The sequence below is a fragment of the Paenibacillus sp. GYB004 genome (assembly GCF_036577605.1).
Classification (GTDB): Bacteria; Bacillota; Bacilli; order Paenibacillales; family NBRC-103111; genus Paenibacillus_AB; species Paenibacillus_AB oceani.
Map to the genome: position 1 here is coordinate 160,370 of NZ_JARBDB010000012.1, position 22,479 is coordinate 182,848.

The following is a 22,479-nucleotide window of genomic DNA, read 5'->3' on the forward strand; positions in this document are numbered from 1 at the left end:
AGAGCCGGTGAACGGGTAAACAGACAGCCTCCCGGCGCCTCTACCCTTTGACGCTGCCGGCCGTCACGCCCTCGATAATTTTACGCTGCAAAGCGGCATAGACGATCATTACCGGAATGCAGCTGATCATCACCGATGCGCACAGCGCCCCGTAGTTCATATTGAATTTGTCCATGAATTGCACAACCGCCACGGGAAGCGTCCGGAGGCTTTGGCTGGACAAAAACAAGTTGGCCATAATGTATTCGTTCCAATGGTTCATGAAATTGAGAATAAACACCGTTACGAGCGTAGGCGTCGTCAGCGGCAATACGATCCGGCCCAGCAAGCCGTACACGGTCAGCCCGTCCACGATGCCCGCCTCCTCCAGCTCCTTCGGCACCGATTTCAGAAACGCCGCGATGATGAATACGGACAGCGGAATCCCGAACGCCGTATAAGGAACGAGCAGCGCGAACGGCGTATTGTACAGCCCCATGTCTTTAATCATAATATACAGCGGGATCAGCAGAGATACCGGCGGAATGAGCAGGGACAGCAGCAGGGCGCCGTACACGAGCTTGCTGACGTTCGGGAATTTCATCCGGGTGACTGCGTAAGCGATCCCTGTCGCGAGCAAGATGCCGATGATCGTAGACAGTCCGCTGACGTACAAGCTGTTCAGAAAATAAGTGCCGATATGCGAGCTCGAAAAGGCGTTAACGTAGTTATCCCACTGGAAGGTCTCGGGCAAGCTCCAAGGTCGGAGTACAATTTCGGAGTTGCCTTTGAACGACGAGTTAAATACGAACAGCAGCGGATACAGCACGACAGCGACGTACACGAGCAGCACGAGATGCGAGATCCATTTGGTCCGCTGCAGCGTCATCCGTATTCGACCTCCTCGCTCCTTCTCGTGATCAGGTGAAAAATAAGCGTCAGTACGCAGGTGAAGAGGAATATGAGGATCGAGATCGCGTTCGCATAGCCAAACTGCGACATCGAGTACGCCTGTTTGTACATATAAGTGCCCATAACCTCCGAGCTGCCGAACGGTCCGCCCGACGTCATGATCATTACGATATCCATCGCCTTCATCGCCCCCGTAATCGACAACAGCATAATGACGAGGATGACCGGACGGATGAGCGGAATCGTCAAGTAACAGGCTTTGCGCCAGCCGACGGCGCCATCGATCTCTCCGGCCTCCTGCATCTCTTTCGGAATGGCGAAGATGGCCGCGAGCACAAGCACGATATAAAAACCGGTCCACTGCCAAGCGTTCGTCACGAGAATGGCAAGGAACGCGAAATTTTCTTCCCCGAGCCAGCCGAGCGCCCACGACTCGAGTCCGACCGTGCGCAGCACCTGGTTGATGAGTCCGGCATCCGGATGGTAAATAAACTTCCATATGACCCCTACGATAGCCGTGGAGAGCACGCTGGGCATAAACACCGTCGTTTTGTAAAAATCGAGAAACCGCCTCACGCCGCTGACGACAATCGACAAACCTACGATAACCGGAATTTGGATGAAAACGGAAAAAAATACGAAGATGATGTTGTTCTTTAGTGCGATCAGAAACTTTTCGTCCCGGAACGCCTTTATAAAATTGTCCAAACCGTTAAACGTCGCTTCGTTGATGCCATTCCAGCTCGTCGCCGAATATTTCAGCGAGCTGAACATCGGGACGACATAAAACGTCATGTACAGCGCCAGCGCCGGGATGACAAACAACGCGTAAGCGAGCGGGTTGCGCAGCACTTTGTTCATGGCGGCCTCCTCCATCCGGCATAGGCCGGCGAGCCGGAAGCCACCGCAATCCTGTGGCGCCCGGCTTGGCCGCTGCCTGTTTATTTTCGTTAGATGTAACGCAGCATCTCCGCTTCTGGCGGATTTATTTCGCTTTGTTCGCCTCGTCCTGCGCCTTCTGCATCGCCTCGGCCGCTTTGGCCGGCGTTACTTTGCCGCCGAGCAGCTCCTCCATCGTCGTCTCCAGCGTCTTCTTGACCGTCGCCTGCACAAGCGAGTCGAATGCCGGGAACGCGCCTTTTTTGGCGGCGACCTGCGTTTTCACCACATCGGCTACAAGCCCTTTCGTATCTCCGATATCCGCCAGCTTCATCGCCGGGATGCGGCCGGAGTTTTTCAGCTCGCGCAGCTGGTTCGCTTCGTTGAAGTAGTTTTTGATGAACGCCTTGACCGCCTTCAGTTCGTTTTCGTTCAGTTTGCTGGAGAAGCCGTAGCCGTTGGAGAAGCCGCCGTTGATCGTATCGTCGCCGGGGCCGCCCATGCTCGGAAAGTTAAAGAAGCTGACATTGTCCTTGATCGTCGACTTGTCGCCGGTAATGCCAGCGATTGCCCAACTGCCGTCGAACAGCATCGCCGCTTGGCCGGTGTAGAACTTCGCCTGGCCGTCCGGATAACGCATCGCGATTACGTTTTTATCGATATAACCGTTTTGCTTCATCTCCTCGAGCTTCTTAAACGCTTCGACGACCGGAGCGTCCGTCCATTTCGACGTGCCCTTGGCGAAATTTTCCTGAATTTGCGTGCCGCCCAGCCGGACGAACAGCGTGTTCACCACCATGTTGATGACCCAGCCGTCGCCGCCACCGCCGCCCATCGCGATCGGCGTATATCCTTTCGCCTTCAGCGCCTCGTTGACCTTGATGAATTCATCCCACGTTTTCGGAACTTTCACGCCGGCATCCGCGAACATTTTCGTATTATAGAAGAAGCCTTCGACGAAGCCTGCATCCGGCAAGCCGTAAATTTTGCCGTCCACCGTAAATTCGCTCAGGTTCATAAACTTGTCTTTCAGCCCAAGCTCGGCGAGAATCGGGGTCAGATCGAGCAGCCGTCCGGCCTTGGCGTAGTTTCTCGTGTCGTCGCCGCCGAACAGGTTGAAGATCGGGGGCGGATTGCCCGCGGCCATCTCCGCCTTCAGCTTCTGGTCACGGTTGACGACGTCGTCCACTCCGTCCAGCTCGAACTTCAAGCCGGGTACCTGGGACTCGGTCGTTTTGACGACGTCCTGCAGCAGCGCCAGCGTGTTTTTGGACGTTTCCCGGACGTTGATATGACGGAGCGTCATTTTAAATTCTTTCGGCTTCTCCGTCTCGGCCGGTTTGGCTCCCGTCGCCGGAGCATTCGGATCGGCTCCTCCGCTGCCGCAAGCCGCAGCTGTCGCTGCCATCGAGAGCGCCATCAGGGCGGTTAAGACGGTTTTCGTTTTCTTCATTAGAAGAGACCTCCTCATTCGAACGTCTAATTTGGATTCGCTTACAATTCAAATTATAGGAAGGATACCAAATTTCCAGTAGACGGACATTTCTCGAATCGGGGGATAAAAATCTCTACCGGGATATGCGCGGAGGCCGGTCCGGACTGCCACTTCCGGGCTCTGCGGTGAGGGGGCAGAGCTGTGATAGGGAGCCGGGCGGTACAGTTTTCCTATGCCGCCACGGGAGCACGGGCAGGAGTAACAGTAAAGGTGCAGTCTTAGGTACAAGCGCGGTGGGGGCAGCAACAAGAGTGTAGGCGTAGGCGCAAGTGCGGCAGGAGTAACAGCGAATGCACGGACAGGTGCAAAGCAGCGGACAATAGCAGTCTTTTGCAGCTCCTATCCCTCGCGAAATTGGGTCTCAGCCAAAATAAGAGCCTTTAGCGAGACTGTCGATTCAATGTGTAGAAGTGTTAGCAGGCCGTTCCAAGTGAAAAGTTACCTTCTTCTGCTCAGACAGGTTGTCCGGAATCCCTTGATTGAATAAGGATTGTAAGGTAGGGGATTCCAGACAAAACTCGCCAGAAGGTCATCTTTTCCCTTTCCACTTGGTTGTCCACATTGAATCGACAGCCTCTTTAGCAGCCGTTATTTGAAGCCTATCAGCCGGATTTGCAAAATTTGGCGAAAATAAGAGTCCCTATCATATTCCAATCCAGTCCTAATCCAGTCCCAATCCAGTCCGGCACAAGCCCGTCCATGCCCCCTCTAGCTCAGCGGTTGCCTGCAATAGAAAGCTAGCTTGCTCAGTCCCCCTTGCCCGCCACGTCGCGCCGGACCGGCGGCTCCCGGGGCACGCCCCGTCTCCAGCCCCAACAAAAAAAGCCTGCAGGAAGCCCGGTCAAGGCGCTTCTTACAGACTTCCTTACAATCCCCCGACACCGGCGACCCTGGCCTAACCCTGGCCGGATATTGACGCCAGCAGCTCCTCCTTATGCTCCAAAGCATACTGAAGCAGCTTCCACATCGGCAGGACGCCCTCGTCGCCGTAACAGGGCATATACATCAGCTGCATAAAGACTGCTCCATCGAAGACGATTTCCTTTTCCCGCTCGCTTAGCGTCATCTGCGACAAATACCCGGCATAAAACGCCTTGGCGTTCGCCGAATCGAAGCGGATCGAGCCGTCCTCCTGAAAACGGACGAACTGGCAGATCAGCGGATATCCTGCATCGATCAGCGGAGAGCCCGAGCCGGCATCGTCAAAATCAAGAAAAACAATACGTCCGTCATCCGCCCTCATCGCATTGTGAGGCCCGATGTCGGTATGGATGAACGATTGCCGGTACGCTTCGAAATCGGGCAAATCGTCCACGATCCGATCGTATTCCCGCTTGAACGGATAATCGTGAAACCTGTCGTACATGCCGGCAATCCGCTCCTTGGCGTTCAAGCCCGACTCGTGCGGATAGTCGGCGATTGTATGCAGCAGCGCCGAAGCTTGGCCCAGATCGTATTCGTCTTCCGGGGTTTCCCGAAGCGGCTCCCCCTCGACGAACTCCATCAAGTACAGGAAGGTGTCGTCGTGCCGGACATACAGCTCGGCCCCCATCGTCGTGCAGATCGAGGGCGACAGCTTTAGTCCGCGCCCTTGCATATGCAATAAAGCATGCGTATACTGCCGGATGCTTGCCTCCGGGAGCGACGGAGCAAACTGCTTCAGCGCAAACTTCCCTTCGCAGCATTCCACGATGTAGATCGAACGGCTCCCTTTGGATTCGATTTTACCTGCAATCCGAACGTCCCGAAGTCCCCATTGGTCCTGAAGTGTAAGCTTTACCGCTTCCATCCCTTCTCCTCCTTCTCTGGCCGTATCCAAATTGCTCTGGCTGCCGCAAACGTATCATATTCTTCTTCGTCGGATAACGTCCTTCTTCCTTCATAGGAGAAGCCCGCTTTTTCCAGCACTTTGACCGATTGCCGGTTGAACGTGCTTACAATCGCCGAAATGTCGTGAAGAGATGTATGATTCGCAGTGATTCCGTTACGATCCCGCTTCCGACTATCATCGCACGTCCCCCTGCCCCTCATTGTACCCGATGCTCCCCCTGCCTGGCCCGGAATAAACGGCCTTACCTATTTTCCCCGCTACCGAAGAGGATGCCCGCCCCTTGTCTGTAGGACGTATGAGTCTATTCGAGAAAAAAGGACCTCGGCCTCCATTATGCATCGGAAGCCAGGTCCTATTGGTTCGAAACGGGGATGTCCCCCTGTAAGGCGGCGAATCTTTTGGGACAGTTCCTTCGCTGTCTCACACGATATCTCCCGCTCCATCTACCGGACGGCACCGGCTTTGCGCAGCGCCTGGTTGTAGGGAATGACGACCGGCATGCCGCTCTCGGCCGATTCGGCCGCCGCGATGGCGATCGCCGCGCTGTCCCGCGCGCCCCATATGCCGGGCATCGCCGGGTCTCCTTTTTTCACCAGATCGACGAACGTCTGCACGATGGCGCTGTCGCCACCGCCATGGCCGCCGGAACGGCGCTCGGGGTAATACGTCTGGACCTCCTTCGAATGGCGCTTCATCACCGTTATTTTAAAATCCTGCTCGTTGTTGTAGAACCCGGTAATCTTGCCCTTGGTGCCGGTGAACATGAACTCCCTCGTATATTCGGGTGTAAAGTGACATTCCATATACGAGATTCTGGCACCGTTATCGTAATCGATCAGCACCAGTCCGTTGTCATGCGTATCGATCTCCTCCGCGTATACGCACAGGTCATCCTTCAGCTTCACCCCGCCGTAATCCATCTCCAGCCCTTTGCGGTTATCGACGTAATAAGCGCACGTGGCCGTCTCGTCGCAGCTCCGGCACCGTTTGTCGCTCGCGGCGCTGCCCCCGAACACGTCCAGCCCGCTGGAGCAGTACACCTTCACGGGCGAGGCGTCGATCAGCCAGTTGGTCAGATCGAGGGAGTGCGTCCCTTTTTCGAGGATAAGGCTTTTCACATAGTCCTTGCGCCTTCTCGGACCGTGATAATAATAGGTCCCGCCGACCGATACGTTGTCGATGACGGTTCCAATCTTAATCTCGCCGATTTCCCCCGATGAGATGATCCGCTTCATATCTTCCATCAGCGAGCAGTAACGAAGCTCCAGACCGACCATAAAGACGCGTCCCGAGGCATATCCGGCCTCCGCCATCCGGTCGCAATCTTCGATCGACTGCGCCATCGGCTTCTCGAGATAGACGTGCTTGCCCGCCCGAAGCGCAGCGAGCGTATGCTCGGCATGGGCGTGGTCGTTGCTGCAGATGATGACGGCATCCAGACCCGGCAGTTGCAAAAACCGCTCCAGCGAAGTCGTCGCCGGAATGTCGCCCAGCTTCTCCCGGGCGAAGCCAAGACTGTCCTCGCTAATATCGCATAATCCGACGATCTCGCAGTCCGGGTGGTTGCCGAAATAGCTGCCGCCGAAATAAACCCCGCGTTTTCCCGTTCCCAGAATGCCTACCCCGATTTTATCGTTTTTCATTATATCCGCCGCTGTGATGCGGCTTCCCTCCCTTGCCTTGTACAGGTCTGCCTACGGCCGGCACCGTGGTTCCCCTATCGGAGATCCTTCCTGCGCCCGCGCTATTATCGTACTAAGGATCGGCCCGGACGTTCTATATAAGCTGATGCTGTTTATTGATGCTATCGTGCTTTGTTGCCGCTTCGTCAGCCACTCATGATATACTGGTATAGTAATCGATAACTGTGCGGACGAAAGGAAGGAATGATCCGGATGATTTCCATGGAGCTGAAGCACGATCCTTCTGTCGGGAAGCGATTTCCGTTTAAAATGAGCAACGTACGGACTCCCAAAGGCCGCTATCTCGTCTCGCCCCATTGGCACGAGCATCTCGAATTTATCCGGATTGTACGTGGACGGGTTCTGGTTACGCTGGACAATCAATCGTTTTACGCCAACGCCAGTGACATTATTTATGTCAACAGCAGGCAGATCCATTCGGTTCAAATAACCGGGGAAGGCGAGAAGCCCTGGATTCAGGGGATGATTTTCGACCGGATGTTCGTGACGAACCTGCTGGAAGGTTTTGAGACGAGACAAATATACAATCTGTTCGTCCGCACGAGCCGGGAGCAAAGCTTCATCGGCCGCTCGCATCCGTTGTCGCGGGAACTTGAGGACTGTATCCGGACAGCGGACACGGAGTATTCGGAGCGGGACATCGGCTATGAGATGGCCATCAAGTCGTGCATTTACCGGATGATTACGGCTATGCTCCGCCATTACAAGCGGCAGTTGCAGCAGCCGGTCGAGGCGGATCTGAACGTGCTCCGCCCTGTGCTCGAATATATCGAAGAGCGGTTCGCCGAGCGGCTCTCGGTTGCAGAGCTTAGCCGGATTGCGAACATGAGCGTTTCCCACTTCAGCCGGACGTTCAAGCAGGTGACCGGCGTCACGTTTACCGATTATTTGACGGCTACGCGGATCAACATTGCCAAACACCTGCTCGTGACCGGTCAATGGACGATAACGGAAATCGCCGAAAAGACCGGGTTTTGCAACATCCACTACTTCGGCAAAGTGTTCAAGGAATCGACCGGCGTAAGTCCGCTGCAATTCAAAAATGAGAAAATCCGCAAAGGCAGGTCCGGGGAGAACGGGCCGTAAACGGCTCGCTCCATCGCCGTCCCCCGCCGGGAGAACAAACAAAAAAGCTCAGTTCGCCTGAGCTTCTTGACCATAAAAATGAATGTTTAGTTTGCGTCTTTTAATTTCTGCGAGTAACAGCGATAAGAAATCCCGGTCGAGCTTCAATTCGGTCGCCTTCAAGTAACAGTCGATCAGCGCTTCGTTGCTTAACGTTTTCATTCACATCACCTTAAATCATTCCTTATTTGTCTATATCGTATCATGGCATATCTTGTTGAACAACCGCCCCCTTGTCCACACGTTTTTGTGGATATCTTGTGGGCACATTGTTGACAACTGTCTAAAGCTGTCTGGCGGTCGAGTCGAATAATGTGAATAAAGTTATACACAGCTTGGCAGTGCCGTCCCCCTATAAAAACATTTTATAGAATTATTTAGTAGATAGATTTACGTGATAGATTTGCACGTCCTTCGCCTTAAGGCCGGGCCGTTTTTCGGACGGTTGCAGCCAAAAACAAAAGCCCCCGACTCCGCTGAAGTCAGCAGGCCGAAGGCTTTTGGCGCGAATTCTCCCATTCCTATTCTGCAAGTCCGGTTGACGCCCGAGGCACGTTGCTTCTCATACTCGGTAACGATGCTTACAGACGCAGAACAAGAAAGCCGCCGCCACCATCCGTCCGCCGGTTCCCCGGAACCGGCGGCGGCCGTCACGTATCCGGCCGGCCCGGATCGGCGACTTCCCAGACGATGCTCAGCTTGCGGTCTGCCCAGGTGCGCACTACCGCTTCCGCGGCCGCCTCCACTTCTTCCTGGGTCAGCTCCTCGAGCCTGATATCCTCGATCTCGACTTCATCTTCCTTTACCAGCTCGCCGCTTACCGACAAATGGATCTTGATTTTCACCCTGGTTCCCCCTCTGCAGAGCATCCGCCTGCCGCTGTCATTTGCATCATTATACCTTTTTCATCCAAAAAAAGACACATTCGGGTTTTCCGATCCGCCTAATTTCCGGTACAATAGAAAACGGAGGGGGATGAATGATGGATACAGACGCGCTCGAACCGTTTCTCGCAGAACAGCGGAGCAGCCGCAACAAGCTTTACTCGCTGCTCGGCAGGCTGCCGGCCCGGGGCCGCCCGATCAGCTCAGAGACCGTCCACACCGAAGACCGGGGATCGTACAAGCTGGAGAAGCTCAGACTGGACCTGAACGGAATCGAACCGGTTCCCGCCTACCTGCTGCTTCCGAAGCAGCCGCGGCACGGGCGGGAGAAATCGCCGCTTATTGTGTACCACCATTCGCACGGCGGATTTTACCAGGTCGGCAAGGAGGAGCTGCTCGCTCCTGCGCCTTACATGCAGCAGCCCGGCTATGGGGAAGCGCTGACGGAGCGGGGGTATGCCGTGCTCGCGATCGACTCCTGGGTATTCGGGGAACGAAGCGGACGTTCCGAATCGACGGTGTTCAAGGAAATGCTCTGGCAAGGCCGCTCGATGCTCGGCATGATGCTGTACGACGCCATCCGCGCCGTTGATTATGCGGTGACCCGTCCGGAGATCGACGCTTCCCGGATCGGGACGTGCGGCATGTCGATGGGCAGTACGATGGCTTGGTGGCTCGGTGCGCTCGACACCCGTATCAAGGCGGTTGCCGACATTTGCTGCCTGACCGACTTTCATGCACTGATGGAAGATCGCGGTCTGGACCGGCACGGCTTATTTTATTACGTGCCCGACCTGCTCACCCATTTTACCGCTTCGCAAATTAACGGACTCATCGCGCCCAGACATCATCTCAGTCTGGCAGGCAATCTCGACCAGCTTACTCCGGCCGCCGGACTCGACCGGATCGACAAGGAGATGCGGACCGTATACGGCTCGATCGGCTCCGCGGACGCCTGGAAGCTGCTCCGTTACGACGTCGGCCACCAGGAGACGCCGGAGATGCGGCAGGAAGTGCTCGACTTTTTTGAACGGGTCTTATGAGCCCCGGAATCATCAGCTATCCAAACAGCTGCGTTTTCGCCACAAGCGGATCGCGGCTTTTTCTTTGTGACGGCGTTTAACGTCCGCAGATCCGGTATGTCTTCCGCCGGGATCACCCATACTATAGTGGAACATATTGGAAGGGCGTGAGAGGACATGCTGCCTATTCTCCGAATTTATACGGCCGATCTTAGCCGCATCGCCCGCAATTGGGCGGCAGCCGTCATCGTGCTCGGACTCGTCTGTCTTCCTTCGCTGTACGCCTGGTTCAACATCGAGGCGTCATGGGACCCGTATGGACAAACGGGAGGACTCGTCGTAGCGGTCACCAATCTCGATCAGGGAGCGGCCATCAGCGGCAAGCCGGTCCGCATCGGCGACGAGATTGTCGAATCGCTAAAGAATAACCCGGCCATCGGGTGGGTGTTCGTTAAGGAGGGCAAAGCCATGCGTGGGGTGCAGCATGGGGATTATTATGCCAGCATCGTCATCCCGGACGATTTCTCCGCGAAGATCGGCACGATCGTAACAGACAATCCGCAGAAGGCCGAGCTTGTCTATTACGTCAACGAGAAGGTTAATGCCGTTTCTCCGAAAATAACGGGCAAAGGGGCAAGCGGCATTATCCAGCAGGTCAACCACCAGTTTATTAAAACGGCGAACGGGACGATCTTCCGGATCATGAACGAAATCGGGATCGAGCTGGAGAGCAGCAGGCCGACGATCGAGACGGTCCGCGACACGTTGTTCAAGCTGGAGGCAATGATTCCGGAGATCGAGAAAGCGGCGGCCGCGATGACCCGGGACGTCCGCAAGGCGGAAGAGATCGCCGCCGGCGTGCAAAGCCGCCTCCCCGTCATCGCACAGCTGGCGCAGGACGGCGTGCTGCTCGCAGACCGGCTGAGCGCCGTCCTGGAGCGGGGCTCGGAAGCGATTCAGGCGGCCGGTCCGGATGTAGGCAACGATCTGCAACTGCTCAAGACGACGGCCGACTCGGCCAAGCTGCTCGTGCAGTCGTTCCGGGACGGAACGGCCTCCGCCGCCCTTCCCGAGCTCGGGCTTGAGCGTTTGTCCCGCCGGCTGGCGGCGGCTGCCGATACGACCGAGGTGCTGCTGTCGCTTTTCAACCGGCTGAACGGCTTCCTCGCCGGCAATCCGCTGGGCGGCGCCGCTGACAAGCTCGGCCAAGCGCAGGAGGCGTTCCGGCGAATGCAGCGCACCACCGACTCGCTGCGCGATGCAATCGCCTCTGGCGCCAAATCGTACGACTCGCTGCTCAGCGAGCTGGAGCAAGGGGCCGGCCAGGCGTCCGAAGCGCTGGACTCGCTGCTGGGCCGTTACGAGACGGAGCTGATGCCGCAGATTGTCCAAGGGCTGACCCGGACGAGGGAATCGGCCCAAACGGCGCTGGACGTGCTGAAGCAAGCGAATGCGGCTTTGCCCGAAGTGTCCCGGCTCGTCAGCGACGCCGCAAGCGTACTAGCCGCCAGCGGCAATGCGCTCCAGACGGTCAGCGACAGCCTCCCGGCAGCCGCCGCCAAAATTCACGGGTTGGCGGACCGGATACGGGCGCTGGAGCAGGAAGGGAATCTGAACGATCTGATCGGTCTGCTCCGGAAGGATGCGGACAAAACAAGCGAGTTTTTCGCCGAGCCTGCCGTGCTGCATGAAAACCGGCTATTCCCGATTCCGAACTACGGCTCGGCGATGTCCCCGTTTTTCACCACCTTGTCGCTGTGGGTCGGAGCTCTGCTGCTCGTGTCGCTGCTGTCGGTCGAGGCGGGGAGCGAATCCGGCGTGCCTCAGGAAGGCTATGTCGTTTATTTCGGACGGTTCCTTACATTCTGGACGCTGGCGGTGCTGCAGTCGCTGCTCGTGACGATCGGAGACTTGGTTTTCCTCGGGACGTATGCGGCGAATCCGGTATGGTTCGTCTTGTTCGGTGCCGTGACCAGCTCGGTATTCATGCTGATCGTCTACACGCTCGTCTCGGTGTTCGGCAATGTCGGCAAGGCGATGGCGATCGTCCTGCTCGTCCTGCAGTTGGCCGGCTCCGGCGGTACGTTTCCCGTACAGGTGACACCGACCTTTATCCAGGCGATCCATCCGTTCCTTCCGTTCACGTATGCGATCAGCCTGATGAGGGAAGCGGTCGGCGGCTTGCTGTGGGACATCGCGATCCGGGATTTGTGCCTGCTCGGCGTTTATGCGGCCTTGTTCCTGATCATCGGAATTACGCTGAAGGACTGGATTAACCGCGTGAGCGCGGGGGTTGTCCGCAAAGCGAAAGAAAGCCGTCTGATCCACTAGGACACCTGTGCCAGGCAGGAAATTTGCCTCCCGGCGGAGAACAATCAAGGCAGGAGGTGTTTCCGAGTGATGGTCGAGAAATATCCGCTCTTGGAGGAGCCGGGGAAATCGATGTTTGTATTTGCCGCCGGAGGCAAATTTTACGGTCATATCATCAAGGACCGTACCGATAAAGGTCCTGCCAAGTTTTTGTTCGAGACGGCCCGTTACGGCAGCGTGGAGGAGCTCAAAGCAGAGTATCCGCCGGCGGAAGGCTGACTGTCTTTCCGCTTGAATACCGCATTTTTACGGAACAGGTAAGGGTGAATCCGGCATGGCATTCGGAATTACGAGGGAGCAGCTTAACGAGTGGAAGGAAACCGTATTGAGGGGCGAGATCGCGTATCTGACCCATTATTGGCTCGATCCGCGCTTCCCGGGCGTGCGTACGGTGACGAAGGTGGGGTGCTCCGATCTGGCGCGCTTAATCGAGTGGTGCGTCTCTTACAGCCTGAACCCCCGCTATATCCATAATCGGCCGCCGTTCCCCCACTTCGATCTGATGGGAAGCAAGCAGGTCGAGATTTTGCGGAGCGAACGGTTATGGAGCCATCTCGAACGATTTAAGCTGCTGGAGGAGTAAAGTTTCGCCTCCGCTCACTTGCGCATAAACGAATGCAGACCCTTCGGCGGAAGCTGACGCTTCCCGTCCAAAGGGTCTGTTTGTGCTTGGTCGATGATCCGGCCGAGCCGCTAATTCGCGCCTTCCCGCTTCGGCAGCAGCTTCATATACTCGTCGGACATCTGCATTAACGCCAGCGCGTAATAATAGTCCTTCTTGTAGGGAGTCAAGTCGGCTACCGGCTGCAGCGTATCCAGATCAACGGCCGAACCGTCTGCGAAGCCTTCTCCCGGGATAAACAGAATATCGTCGTTGACGAACGAGCCCGTCGGCAGGAAGTAACGAATCCCGAACACGTTGCGCTCGATATTCAGCAGATCTTGTCCGAAATGAACGTACCCCCGCTCCTGGAGCGGAATGCCGAGCAGGTTCGCCACCGTCGGCATCATATCGAGCTGCCCCCCGGCTTGTCCGATCGACTCTCCTTCGGTCTGTCCGGGCACGCGAACGATAAACGGAACGTTAAACCGGGTGACATACGGGTGGTACGGGATGCCGAGTTGACTCGACACTTCGTCCGGATCGTTGTACTGCGGCTTGAGACCCGAATGATCGCCATACAGGACGAGAATCGTACTGTCCCACAGTCCCGCTTCCTTCAATCCGTCGATGAGCGTTCCGAGCGCATAGTCCGCATAATGGACCGACTGCAAATAAGCGCCGACCTGCGTATCCTGATAGGTTTCCAACGATAGCGGCAGTTGGTTCCTGTCCTCCGGCACGACAAACGGATGATGGTTGGAGGCGGTTATAAACTGGGCGTAAAACGGAACGCCGCGTTCGTTCAGCTCGGCCAGCTCCCGGATTCCGGTGCGGAACAGCTCTTCGTCGGACGCCCCGAACGCATTGAACGGATCGCCGGTAAAAAACGGCTTGTCGAAGTAACGGTCGAATCCGAGCGCCGGATACAGCTTGTCGCGGTCCCAGAAACGGACGTCGTTGACGTGGAACGTCACGGACTCATACCCTTCCTGCTTCAACAGCTTGGGGAAGCTCGGCAGCTCGCGGTTGCCGAAGCCGGTTGACATCGGAATCGTGCCGGCCGGGTAGAGCGACGTATTGAATATAAACTCGGCGTCGGACGTATTTCCTTGACCGATCTGCTGATAGACGTTTGTAAAATGATAGCTTTCCCGGACGAGCTCGTTCAATACGGGGGTCAGCGGCCGGCCGCCGATTTCGTAGCCGATTGTGAAGTTTTGCATCGATTCCATCTGAACGACGATTATGTTTTTGCCTTTTTGCGAACCGAACAGCTTCGGCTGTCCGCCTTCGGCAGCATCGGCCCCGCGATACGGGAATTTCGATTGCACCGCCTCGATTACGCCGGCCGCCTGTCCGATATCGGCAAATTGGGTCGTCCGGCTGTTCTCCCAGCTGTCCCAGGCAAAGGCGCTCTGGTAGTTGAAAAATCCGAGCTGCTCCGCCCGGATCATCTCGTTGCGGACTTTCCCTTCGGCGCGGATCGACAGCGCCGATATCGCTACCGCGACGACGACAACGGCCGTCATCGAAGCTTTTCGAAGCGATAACCCGCTCCATACTTCGAGCCGGCGGCGTCTGAAGATCAGCCAGGCGATCGCCGCAAGCAGCATGTCCGCAAAAAAGATGAAGTTTTCCGGGTGCATCGACTTCTTGACGCTGCTCGATACTTGCATCACCTGCTTCAAGCCGTATAACGAAGTATAAGTCACGATTGATCCGAAATGGGTGTAATACAGCGTCGCCGACAGCAGGATCAGCGATACGATGATATTGAGCGACCAGAAGGCGGCTTTTTTGCCTCGAAGCGGCATGAACAGCTCCACCAGTCCGGCCAGCACGACAACCGAGGCCATATCCAGCACGGCGCCGCTCCAGTCGATTTTCTCATATATAAACAACCGAAGTGCAATCAGCTTCATCCAAAGCAGCAGCGACATGCGGAAAAACGTACTTCTCCACCATACCGGCGCCGCTCCGCCGATCCTCATCTCCATCCCTCCCGCTCCTGTACCTGAAAAGCATCCCTATCATTATAGCGGCCCAATATTAATTTTACGTTAATAGTATAGGAGGAAGTTACACAGAAGACGGGCCGGGAGGAAGCGGCAAGAAGGGAGCTCAGCGGTCTCTGTACCCGGGGTGCGAGTAGTCGGGATGCCTCAGCTTGGCGAGCAGGCCCGTTCGTTCGATATGGTCACGGGTCCTCGGCGTGCCCAGCTCATACAAATAAGAATAAACCCGGAGCAACTGCTCGTTGTAGTCCTTCGTCGCTTCGTCACGGTCGGCCGACTTGTACGGAATCGGCGTCCGTACGAACGTGCTGAAGTCGTCAGCCCGCTGCACCTCCAGCAGCTCGCTCAGCCGCCCGGCCTCCTGCTCCGTCGCCTCGATCGTGAACTCGTATTCGGAACCGGCAGGCTCTGTGCCCGGGCCGGTTCGCACGACGCTTAAGTTCGAGACGGAGACGAGGTACGTGTCTTTCTCCGGACCCGCAGCCCGCTCCACATGCTCCGTATCCGGAGCATCGTTCCTATTCGTCAGGCGGCTGCAGTTCGTTTGGCTTGTCCAATTCATGCGCACCAGCTCCTCTTCGGCGTAATTAGTTATGAATACCCGGCTGGCCGCTCCGTTAAACACCAAAAAAACGCGCTATTGTCCGAGGACAAGGTACGAGATCAGAGCTTATACGTTCGCTGCGTCCGGTCCCGGCACCGGCGATTCACTCGGCCGTTCCAAGGCACACAGTCAGCTCTGACTTTTGTACTAGCGCGTTTCCATTATTCCGATATTCCATTATTCCGTTTATCGGTCACCTTCGGCCGGATCGGGGTGCCGTCCCCGCTGCTGCCGTCACGGCCGCTTCTGACGAAGCCATTTTCCGCGATAACCGCCACCAGCACACCCATCAACAGTCCGTTGCCAACCATCGGCCGGATAAAAGGCGGCAAGTTCAAAAAAGCTTCCGCAGGAATGTTCATTAAAGATACGCCGAGAATAACAGGCCCGGCCATACGCAGCACCATCCCGTTCGTAAGCGGCAGTCCCGCCGCCACCCGCAACGCGGAACCGAACAACGGCCAGTAAGCGACGAACAGGACGGCTTGCGCCACACTGAGCGGCATCGCCGACAGATGGGTGCCGAGCGGCGGCACGAGTCCGATGACGATAAACATCGCCGATCCCGCAAGGAACGGCGCCCGCTTCAGCAGTCCCGTCGTCTGCAAAAAGCCCAGCGTCGAGGTAAACGGCGCGTACGGGACCAAGCCGAACGCTCCGCCCAGTACGGTGAAACCTCCTGTCAGCATAAACGAGCGGCGGAATTGACCCGGACCCGCCTTCTGCCCGTACAGCTCGTCGGCCCCCCGGATCGCAGCCAGATTGTTCGAAGCGTTTAGCAGCCCCGTCAGCACCGCCGTCAAGAAGATCCCCCACGACAGATGCGGCGTTCCCCACGGAAACAAGGACAAGAACGAAGAAGCCGCTTCGCCCGTTCCAGCATCACTGCCCCCGCTGCCGCCTGTCACCGTGACCGGCGAGGCCAGCCACAGCGAATAACCGATCCAGCCAACCGCTATGCCGAGCAGTACCGCATAATTGCGGATCGGTCCTTTCCCCGCCTGCACTACGATCACGAGCACGGCTACGAGCAGCGACAAGAGCATCACTTGCACCGATACCGGATGACCGGGCGTGTAGTCCAGCATGCCCTTGAAGAACAGCAGCGTCAGCTGCAGAGCGAGCAGAAATAAATAAACGCACGTAACGACAGGCCCGAACAGACGGGCCAGCATATGGCTGAATCCGGTAGCGCCGATCAGAAACGTCACAATCCCGGAAGTGAGAATGCCGAGCGACAACGCTCCGCCCACCTCGGGAAGAGACAGACCCAGCGATGGAGCGGAAGCCGCCATGCCGAGCAGCATCCCCCACCACATCCCCGAATGGCCTTCCAGCAAAGGATAGCGGTGACCGAACAGAGCCTGCAGGGCGCTTGCCGCCCCGGTCAAGATGAACGCGCGCTGCAGCGCGGCGGCCACCTCCCCATCGGACAGCTCGAAGGCAACGCCTATAGATAAAGGAACGACTACCGTATTGGCAAACATAAAGAAGAGCCACTGAAGCCCGCCCAGCAGCGTTTGAACAGAAGTGGAGCGATTCATGATGATTTCCTTTCCCTGGCGCTGACTCGTTGCCGCTGTCCTGTTAGCGCGGCGCCGAGTGCTCCCCGTCTTCTTGCCGGTAGTCCGCCTTGACCGGAGTCGTCGCCTCCGGTTCCGGCTCCGGCGATTCGCCGAATTCGATCTCGTTATATGTAAATGTACAACTTTGTTGATATATTCGATGAATGAATGACGGACAAGTCCCATCCTAGCATCCCTTTTGCTTTCGGGTCAACATCCTGTGTCCGCGTTTTCTTGTTGCTCCCGGCCGACCGGCTGAAGTTCCTTCGTTATGACCGTTTCCTCTTTTCTTTGTTGCCTTCGATCGCGGTGATAATGCTTTTTGCAAAATCCTTTGGAGTAATGCCGTTCCGCACATCCCTCCAACTGACATGTCCGGATGATCGGCGATCTGCGTCTGCCCATTATGTACCCTCCTGAAAACCGGCTGTTCCTCATGATCGCATCAGAGCGTATAAGGTTTTGCTGCCCTATTGTGTAGATTAACCAACAGTGTAGGACAGGTTCCTATACAAAATCTGAACAAATAGACCTAGCGCGCATGATATTTTCGGAGGATTGACTTCTATATTATTTCGTGATATGATGAATGAATTGTGTGTGTTATCGCATTGCTATACCTCCAAACTACTCCACGCCATTACAAATTCCATAACCCTTAGAGTTTGATTCGATGTAGGTACCTGATTCACACTGGCACGATCAAGGAATCGTAAGGATGGAAGAGAGGTAGGGCTTCCATTGTTTTAGGTCATTCCGATTTGTTCGAGAATGGCGTCATTGGTTTGCAGGAACGTAGCCATATTTTGTCGAAAAAATACGCAGTAACCCTCTAATTGTCGTATCGATCGCTAACACACATCCATACAACGCCCCGGCTTTGGCCGGCGGCGTTTTTTTGATTTGGAGTCTTCTGAGGGCCTTCATAGACCCGCCGTTGGCTGGGCTTATCCCTTGCCATTCTCGCTTGACGCAGCGCTTTGTTTCTCCCGACCAAATGTTCGTTATGCGAAGATACGCCGGCCATTTGGGGTGCGCCCGGGTCCATATATTATGGCACTTTTCACCGCCAGCACCGCGTAGCAGGGCATCTGCAAAAAGAAAAAACCTTCCGGTCCAAGCGTACGCAGACGTACACCGACCGGAAGGCCGTTTATTAAACACTGGATTGTAAAAGGGCGGTCAGCACTGCTCCGGATTCGGCTTGCCTTCCTCTTCCTTCGTGCGGAAGCTGCTGCCGCAGCCGCAGGTCGCGATTGCGTTCGGATTGTGGATGGTGAACCCGCCCCCCATCGCCGACTCCTTGAAGTCGATCTCGAGGCCGCGCAAATATTTAGTGCTGTCGCCGTCCACAACGACCTTCAGACCGTTAATATCGAGCACCTGATCTGTTCCTTGCTGATCGTCGTCAAATCCCATTCCGTATGAAAAGCCGCTGCAGCCTCCTTCCTTGACGCCTACGCGCAAGAACAGGTTCGGCGTTTCTTCGGCGGCCAGCATTTCTTTAATTTTATCGCAAGCTTGCTCCGTAATCGTAATCATGTTCGTTCCCTCCTTCGTTTCCTGTGCACTTTCAGTATACTCCTATTCGGTTGCCTCCTCAAGAGGGCCGCGCTCCACCGGGTCCCGCCGCAGCAGGATAAACCTGCTGTTGCCCGAGCCACCCGGTAGGTTTATAATTAGATAGGTTAAGGGTACGATTCGGGTTGAATCACAACTTAGGAGCTATAACCGTATTCAGGTTTCTTCATCGTATAACTTGCCGCACCTCGGCAAAGAAGGAGCGCTTATAGAAAGTAAATACGCAGTAGCTCTCTAGCTCAAAGGAGGAGCATCAATGAGCATCATCGTAACGAACCCCGACAAGCGTATGGCTGAGATTGCCGACAAGGTCGAGAACGGCGAGCGGCTTACGCTGGAAGACGGAGTTTTTTTGTATGAATCCGACGATTTGCTGACGATCGGACAACTGGCCAATCAAGTAAACCTTCGCAAAAACGGCCGCAAAGTTTATTTTATTGAGAACATGAGTCTCTACTTTACAAACGTATGCGAAGACCGGTGCGCTTTTTGCCATTTCCGCCGCGACGAAGGACAAGAAGGAGCTTATACGCTTAACCCCGAGCAGATTCTGGACTATGTCGGAAAGCATTACCACCCCTTAATGCGCGAGTTCCACATTACCGGGGGGCATAATCCGCACGTACCTTTCGACTACTACGTCAATTCGATCCGCGTTCTGAAAGAAAATTATCCGAACGTAACGATCAAGGCGTATACCGGAGCGGAGATCGACTTTTTCTCCCGGATCAGCGGACTTTCCTACAAAGAAGTGCTGGTCAAGCTGTCCGAAGCCGGACTTGGCACGCTGCCAGGCGGCGGCGCGGAGATTTTGACCGACCGGTACCGCAGCAAAATGAACGTGGAGAAGGCGACGTCGGACCAATGGCTCGACGTGCACCGGACCGCTCACAAGCTCGGCATCCGCACGCATGCGACGATGCTGTACGGCTCGATCGAGACGAAGGAAGAACGGATTCGCCACATGCTCCAGCTTCGCGGCCTGCAGGACGAAACGAACGGATTCATGGTATTCATTCCCAACTCCGTCCAACCGGCCAATACGACGATGGGCATCAAGCGCCGCACTTCCGCTTTCGACGATCTGAAGACGATCGCGATCAGCAGGCTGATGCTGGATAACGTTCAGCATGTCAAAGCTTACTTTATCAACCTGGGCACGCAGCTTGCGCAGCTCGCCTTCACCTTCGGAGCATCCGACGCTCACGGAACGATCGTGCAGGAGCGGATCAGCCATTCCGCCGGCGCTTTGTCCCCGGAAGGTCTGACGCGCGACGAGCTTGTGCATCTGATCAAAGGGGCGAACCGGATTCCGGTGGAACGCGATACGTTCTACAACGAAATTCAGGTGTTCGAGTAATTTCGAATAAGCTCCCGGCCTTCTCATAATCTTCAGTTGCGCGTGACACCCTAATACCAACAACATCAAGATTTGCATCGTTACTAATGGATTTTGGAAAGGAACTCATCTGGAATGGGTAAATTCGTCATTTTGGGCGGCGGGTACGGCGGGCTTACGCTCGCTTTGCACCTGCTGGAGCAAGATCCCCCTCACGGAACGGAGATTGTGCTGATCGACCGTATGCCGTATCAAGGACTAAAAACCGAATATTACGCGCTCGCAGCGGGCACCGTATCGGAAGCGGAGATTCGTGTAGCGTTCCCGACCGACCCGCGGATTATTTTGAAGTACGGCGAGGTGACCGGTGTCGATCTGGACAACAAGCTCGTGATGATGGACCAGAACGATCCCGTCTCATACGATTGGCTCGTCATCGCCCTCGGCTGTGTCGACAAGTTCCACGGCATTATCGGGGCGGATATGTACGCTCACGGCATCCAGACGTTGTCGGCATCCCGCAAAACGTATCAGGCGATCAACGATTTGAATCCGTACTCGCAGGTTTCGATTGTAGGCGGAGGACTCAGCGGCGTGGAGATCGCTTCTGAGCTGCGCGAAAGCCGGCCCGACCTGAACATTCGCATGATTGATCGCAGCGCCAGCATCCTGTCGTCGTTTCCCGACAAGCTTCAAGCCTATGTACGGGACTGGTTTATCGAGCATGACATCGAGATGTTATCCCGCGTATCGCTTCAACGTGTCGAGCCGGGAATGCTGTATAACGGCGAGCAGGAAATCAGTACCGATCTGACCGTATGGACGGCAGGCATTCAGCCGAGCCCGATCGTGCAAAATCTGGACCTGCCCAAAGACAATCAGGGCCGTGTGCTGCTTAACGAGTATCATCAAGTTCCCGCTTACCCCGAAGTATTCGTCGTCGGCGACTGCGCCAGCCTTCCGTTCAGTCCGAGTGCTCAAGCCGCCGAAGGACAGGGCCGCCAGGTAGCCGAGGTGATGCATGCGCTCTGGAAAGGCGAGAAGCCGGTCATGAAGCCGATCAAGCTGAAAGGCGTGCTCGGTTCGCTCGGCAAAAACGCCGGATTTGGCATGATGGGCAAAAAGACGGTCATTATGGGGAAAGTGCCGCGTGTGCTGAAAAGCGGAGTTTTGTGGATGTCCAAGCATCATTTCGGATAAAATCCGGCCCCCCGAAATTCCGCGCAGGCGAAAAACCGGTTCCCGGAGGAACCGGCTTTATTCGTCCAGCCAATCGAACTGCTTCTCCCACTGCTCGATTTTATGCAAAATCGCCTGCAACAGCTCGTCCGCCGTCTCCGCCGGTACGATCTCTCCGTTGACAAGGGCGTATGGCTCCATATAACACTGCCCGCAGTTGCCGAGACACCCGTATTCGATGACGTCGATGTCCGGATTCTGTTCCAGCTCGCGCATGACGGCATCGGTGCCGCGATGCATATTGTTCGTACAAAATTCTACGATCGGTCTCATGTTCCCACCATCCGGTTCCGCACCATTTTCATTTCGTGTATAATGTACTATAATAATATGAGAAAGGAGATGAGGCAAATGAGCGAGAACGTACAACAAGAAGCTGTTTATGATGAAGTGCTCGAAGTATTGGATAAATTGCGCCCGTTTCTGCAGCGCGATGGCGGTGACGTGGAATTGGTCGACGTAGAGGACGGAATCGTGAAGCTGAAGCTGATGGGTGCTTGCGGAAGCTGCCCCAGCTCGACCATAACGCTGAAGGCCGGTATCGAAAGAGCACTGGTTGAAGAAGTGGAAGGCATTACAGAGGTCGTCCAAGTATTCTAAACCATTTCATTTCAAAAACAGGGTGGCTGCATAATAAGCAGTCACCCTTGTTAACGTTACAGAAGGCTTGAGTTTACTAAAGTGGTAAAGCTTCAAAGCGATGCTTTGAAAAGCAAACTGCGAGTTTCAAGGAGGAATATAGGGATGAATCAGCATCAACTGTGGCTGGAGCAGGCGATCCGCATGGCGGAGCTCAACGTTGGCAGCGGAGGAGGTCCCTTCGCCGCCCTCGTCGTCAAGGACGGCCTTATTGTAGGCAGAGGAGTCAACGGCGTTCATCTGGACCATGACCCGACCGCTCACGCCGAGCTGCTCGCGATCCGCGAAGCCTGCATCCATCTGGAGACGACGGATTTATCCGACTGCACACTGTATGCCAGCGGCGAGCCTTGCCCGATGTGTATGGGCGCCATCTATTGGGCCAAACCCGGCAGCGTTTATTATGCATGCAGCAAGCAGGAAGCGGCCGATGCGACGGCTTTCAGCGACCCGCTGGACGGCTTTTACCAAGAAATGATCCAGCCTTCGCAAGCCCGCTCGATTAATATGCGGAAGCTGGAAAGCGGCAGCAAGCTCGCTCCCTTCTACGCATGGCGGGAGCTGCAAAGCGAGTAAATCCGACAGTTCCGGAACTTTGTCCATAGAGGGAAGTAATAAACAGCCCGGGTATGTTGCGCACAAACGCGATCCGTACATTCGAACGATAGACGTAGCCTGCTGGTCAAGGGCCGA

19 protein-coding genes, 1 tRNA gene and 3 pseudogenes are annotated in these 22,479 nt (G+C 55.8%); 9 read left to right on the top strand and 14 right to left on the bottom strand.

From position 1 onward, the window contains the following. Positions 1–40: 40 nt before the first annotated feature. The 6 genes from PV433_RS08450 to PV433_RS08475 all read right to left on the bottom strand — a co-directional run bounded on the left by PV433_RS08450 (position 41) and on the right by PV433_RS08475 (position 6,739). Positions 41–868: a carbohydrate ABC transporter permease gene (locus PV433_RS08450; RefSeq protein WP_332071737.1), complete on the bottom strand. Its 828-nt coding sequence runs from the start codon at positions 866–868 to the stop codon at positions 41–43. Further along, positions 865–1,752 carry a carbohydrate ABC transporter permease gene (locus PV433_RS08455; RefSeq protein WP_332071738.1) on the bottom strand — a complete coding sequence of 296 codons (888 nt, stop codon included), beginning with the start codon at positions 1,750–1,752 and terminating at the stop codon, positions 865–867. Before PV433_RS08455 ends, PV433_RS08450 begins: the two co-directional genes overlap by 4 nt. A 124-nt stretch (positions 1,753–1,876) precedes the next feature. Then, positions 1,877–3,223 (bottom strand): extracellular solute-binding protein, encoded by a 1,347-nt coding sequence (locus tag PV433_RS08460; RefSeq protein WP_332071739.1) that lies wholly within the window; start codon positions 3,221–3,223, stop codon positions 1,877–1,879. A gap of 937 nt (positions 3,224–4,160) precedes the next feature. Continuing rightward, positions 4,161–5,054, bottom strand: coding sequence for a phosphotransferase (locus tag PV433_RS08465; RefSeq protein ID WP_332071740.1), 894 nt, complete (start codon positions 5,052–5,054; stop codon positions 4,161–4,163). After that, complete coding sequence (locus PV433_RS08470; protein WP_332071741.1) at positions 5,042–5,296, bottom strand: hypothetical protein; 255 nt, start codon at positions 5,294–5,296, stop codon at positions 5,042–5,044. The genes PV433_RS08465 and PV433_RS08470 overlap by 13 nt, the downstream gene beginning before the upstream one ends. Before the next feature lie 243 nt (positions 5,297–5,539). Further along, positions 5,540–6,739: a Gfo/Idh/MocA family protein gene (locus PV433_RS08475; protein ID WP_332071742.1), complete on the bottom strand. Its 1,200-nt coding sequence runs from the start codon at positions 6,737–6,739 to the stop codon at positions 5,540–5,542. Between the two features lie 252 nt (positions 6,740–6,991). Here PV433_RS08475 and PV433_RS08480 point away from each other — a divergent pair, with 252 nt between their 5' ends. Continuing rightward, positions 6,992–7,885, top strand: coding sequence for an AraC family transcriptional regulator (locus tag PV433_RS08480; protein WP_332071743.1), 894 nt, complete (start codon positions 6,992–6,994; stop codon positions 7,883–7,885). Positions 7,886–7,933: 48 nt separating this feature from the next. Here the strand turns inward: PV433_RS08480 and PV433_RS08485 are convergent, their stop codons facing one another. From PV433_RS08485 to PV433_RS08495, 3 genes are all read right to left on the bottom strand, one after another. Further along, positions 7,934–8,086, bottom strand: coding sequence for a sporulation histidine kinase inhibitor Sda (locus tag PV433_RS08485; protein WP_190932464.1), 153 nt, complete (start codon positions 8,084–8,086; stop codon positions 7,934–7,936). Between the two features lie 488 nt (positions 8,087–8,574). Then, the gene (locus tag PV433_RS08490; RefSeq protein WP_190932466.1) at positions 8,575–8,769 is read right to left on the bottom strand and encodes a hypothetical protein; all 195 of its coding nucleotides are present in this window, start codon (positions 8,767–8,769) and stop codon (positions 8,575–8,577) included. 297 nt (positions 8,770–9,066) lie between these two features. Then, a tRNA-Pro gene (locus PV433_RS08495) sits at positions 9,067–9,169 on the bottom strand. On the opposite strand from PV433_RS08495, the pseudogene PV433_RS08500 reads away from it, so the two are divergent. From PV433_RS08500 to PV433_RS08515, 4 genes and pseudogenes are all read left to right on the top strand, one after another. Beyond that, a pseudogene (locus PV433_RS08500) lies at positions 9,135–9,851 on the top strand (alpha/beta hydrolase); the annotation flags it as partial. The gene PV433_RS08495 and the pseudogene PV433_RS08500 sit on opposite strands and share 35 nt — an antisense overlap. A 156-nt stretch (positions 9,852–10,007) precedes the next feature. Continuing rightward, positions 10,008–12,161, top strand: a complete 2,154-nt coding sequence (locus PV433_RS08505) for a YhgE/Pip domain-containing protein (RefSeq protein WP_332071744.1) — start codon at positions 10,008–10,010, stop codon at positions 12,159–12,161. Between the two features lie 69 nt (positions 12,162–12,230). After that, positions 12,231–12,419, top strand: coding sequence for a hypothetical protein (locus PV433_RS08510; protein ID WP_332071767.1), 189 nt, complete (start codon positions 12,231–12,233; stop codon positions 12,417–12,419). A gap of 55 nt (positions 12,420–12,474) precedes the next feature. Then, a complete protein-coding gene (locus tag PV433_RS08515) occupies positions 12,475–12,783 on the top strand; it encodes a hypothetical protein (protein WP_332071745.1) in 309 nt (102 codons plus the stop codon). A gap of 110 nt (positions 12,784–12,893) precedes the next feature. On the opposite strand, the gene PV433_RS08520 is transcribed toward PV433_RS08515, so the two are convergent. The 4 genes and pseudogenes from PV433_RS08520 to erpA form a co-directional block, all read right to left on the bottom strand. After that, positions 12,894–14,801 (bottom strand): LTA synthase family protein, encoded by a 1,908-nt coding sequence (locus PV433_RS08520; protein WP_332071746.1) that lies wholly within the window; start codon positions 14,799–14,801, stop codon positions 12,894–12,896. 124 nt (positions 14,802–14,925) lie between these two features. Next, positions 14,926–15,381 (bottom strand): hypothetical protein, encoded by a 456-nt coding sequence (locus tag PV433_RS08525; RefSeq protein ID WP_332071747.1) that lies wholly within the window; start codon positions 15,379–15,381, stop codon positions 14,926–14,928. 203 nt (positions 15,382–15,584) lie between these two features. After that, positions 15,585–16,967, bottom strand: a complete 1,383-nt coding sequence (locus PV433_RS08530; protein ID WP_332071748.1) for a uracil/xanthine transporter — start codon at positions 16,965–16,967, stop codon at positions 15,585–15,587. Between the two features lie 1,203 nt (positions 16,968–18,170). Further along, positions 18,171–18,533, bottom strand: a pseudogene (gene erpA / locus PV433_RS08535) (iron-sulfur cluster insertion protein ErpA); the annotation flags it as partial. Positions 18,534–18,825: 292 nt separating this feature from the next. Here erpA and mqnE point away from each other — a divergent pair. Both mqnE and PV433_RS08545 read left to right on the top strand, forming a co-directional pair. Continuing rightward, complete coding sequence (mqnE, locus tag PV433_RS08540) at positions 18,826–19,929, top strand: aminofutalosine synthase MqnE (protein WP_332071749.1); 1,104 nt, start codon at positions 18,826–18,828, stop codon at positions 19,927–19,929. A gap of 114 nt (positions 19,930–20,043) precedes the next feature. After that, entirely contained in the window at positions 20,044–21,108 is a 1,065-nt protein-coding gene (locus tag PV433_RS08545; protein WP_190932529.1) for an NAD(P)/FAD-dependent oxidoreductase, read from the top strand. A gap of 57 nt (positions 21,109–21,165) precedes the next feature. On the opposite strand, the gene PV433_RS08550 is transcribed toward PV433_RS08545, so the two are convergent. After that, positions 21,166–21,420, bottom strand: a complete 255-nt coding sequence (locus PV433_RS08550; protein WP_332071750.1) for a YuzB family protein — start codon at positions 21,418–21,420, stop codon at positions 21,166–21,168. Positions 21,421–21,537: 117 nt separating this feature from the next. Here PV433_RS08550 and PV433_RS08555 point away from each other — a divergent pair. Continuing rightward, a pseudogene (locus PV433_RS08555) lies at positions 21,538–21,747 on the top strand (NifU family protein); the annotation flags it as partial. Between the two features lie 144 nt (positions 21,748–21,891). Then, the gene (locus PV433_RS08560) at positions 21,892–22,362 is read left to right on the top strand and encodes a nucleoside deaminase (RefSeq protein ID WP_332071751.1); all 471 of its coding nucleotides are present in this window, start codon (positions 21,892–21,894) and stop codon (positions 22,360–22,362) included. Positions 22,363–22,479: the final 117 nt, after the last annotated feature.

What these genes read in the sequence shown, in the direction of transcription:
- PV433_RS08450 (WP_332071737.1), bottom strand. Translation starts at nt 868, where the DNA reads ATGACGCTGCAGCGGACCAAATGGATCTCGCATCTCGTGCTGCTCGTG.
- PV433_RS08455 (WP_332071738.1), bottom strand. Translation starts at nt 1,752, where the DNA reads ATGAACAAAGTGCTGCGCAACCCGCTCGCTTACGCGTTGTTTGTCATC.
- PV433_RS08460 (WP_332071739.1), bottom strand. Translation starts at nt 3,223, where the DNA reads ATGAAGAAAACGAAAACCGTCTTAACCGCCCTGATGGCGCTCTCGATG.
- PV433_RS08465 (WP_332071740.1), bottom strand. Translation starts at nt 5,054, where the DNA reads ATGGAAGCGGTAAAGCTTACACTTCAGGACCAATGGGGACTTCGGGAC.
- PV433_RS08470 (WP_332071741.1), bottom strand. Translation starts at nt 5,296, where the DNA reads ATGAGGGGCAGGGGGACGTGCGATGATAGTCGGAAGCGGGATCGTAAC.
- PV433_RS08475 (WP_332071742.1), bottom strand. Translation starts at nt 6,739, where the DNA reads ATGAAAAACGATAAAATCGGGGTAGGCATTCTGGGAACGGGAAAACGC.
- PV433_RS08480 (WP_332071743.1), top strand. Translation starts at nt 6,992, where the DNA reads ATGATTTCCATGGAGCTGAAGCACGATCCTTCTGTCGGGAAGCGATTT.
- PV433_RS08485 (WP_190932464.1), bottom strand. Translation starts at nt 8,086, where the DNA reads ATGAAAACGTTAAGCAACGAAGCGCTGATCGACTGTTACTTGAAGGCG.
- PV433_RS08505 (WP_332071744.1), top strand. Translation starts at nt 10,008, where the DNA reads ATGCTGCCTATTCTCCGAATTTATACGGCCGATCTTAGCCGCATCGCC.
- PV433_RS08510 (WP_332071767.1), top strand. Translation starts at nt 12,231, where the DNA reads ATGGTCGAGAAATATCCGCTCTTGGAGGAGCCGGGGAAATCGATGTTT.
- PV433_RS08515 (WP_332071745.1), top strand. Translation starts at nt 12,475, where the DNA reads ATGGCATTCGGAATTACGAGGGAGCAGCTTAACGAGTGGAAGGAAACC.
- PV433_RS08520 (WP_332071746.1), bottom strand. Translation starts at nt 14,801, where the DNA reads ATGGAGATGAGGATCGGCGGAGCGGCGCCGGTATGGTGGAGAAGTACG.
- PV433_RS08525 (WP_332071747.1), bottom strand. Translation starts at nt 15,381, where the DNA reads ATGAATTGGACAAGCCAAACGAACTGCAGCCGCCTGACGAATAGGAAC.
- PV433_RS08530 (WP_332071748.1), bottom strand. Translation starts at nt 16,967, where the DNA reads ATGAATCGCTCCACTTCTGTTCAAACGCTGCTGGGCGGGCTTCAGTGG.
- mqnE (WP_332071749.1), top strand. Translation starts at nt 18,826, where the DNA reads ATGAGCATCATCGTAACGAACCCCGACAAGCGTATGGCTGAGATTGCC.
- PV433_RS08545 (WP_190932529.1), top strand. Translation starts at nt 20,044, where the DNA reads ATGGGTAAATTCGTCATTTTGGGCGGCGGGTACGGCGGGCTTACGCTC.
- PV433_RS08550 (WP_332071750.1), bottom strand. Translation starts at nt 21,420, where the DNA reads ATGAGACCGATCGTAGAATTTTGTACGAACAATATGCATCGCGGCACC.
- PV433_RS08560 (WP_332071751.1), top strand. Translation starts at nt 21,892, where the DNA reads ATGAATCAGCATCAACTGTGGCTGGAGCAGGCGATCCGCATGGCGGAG.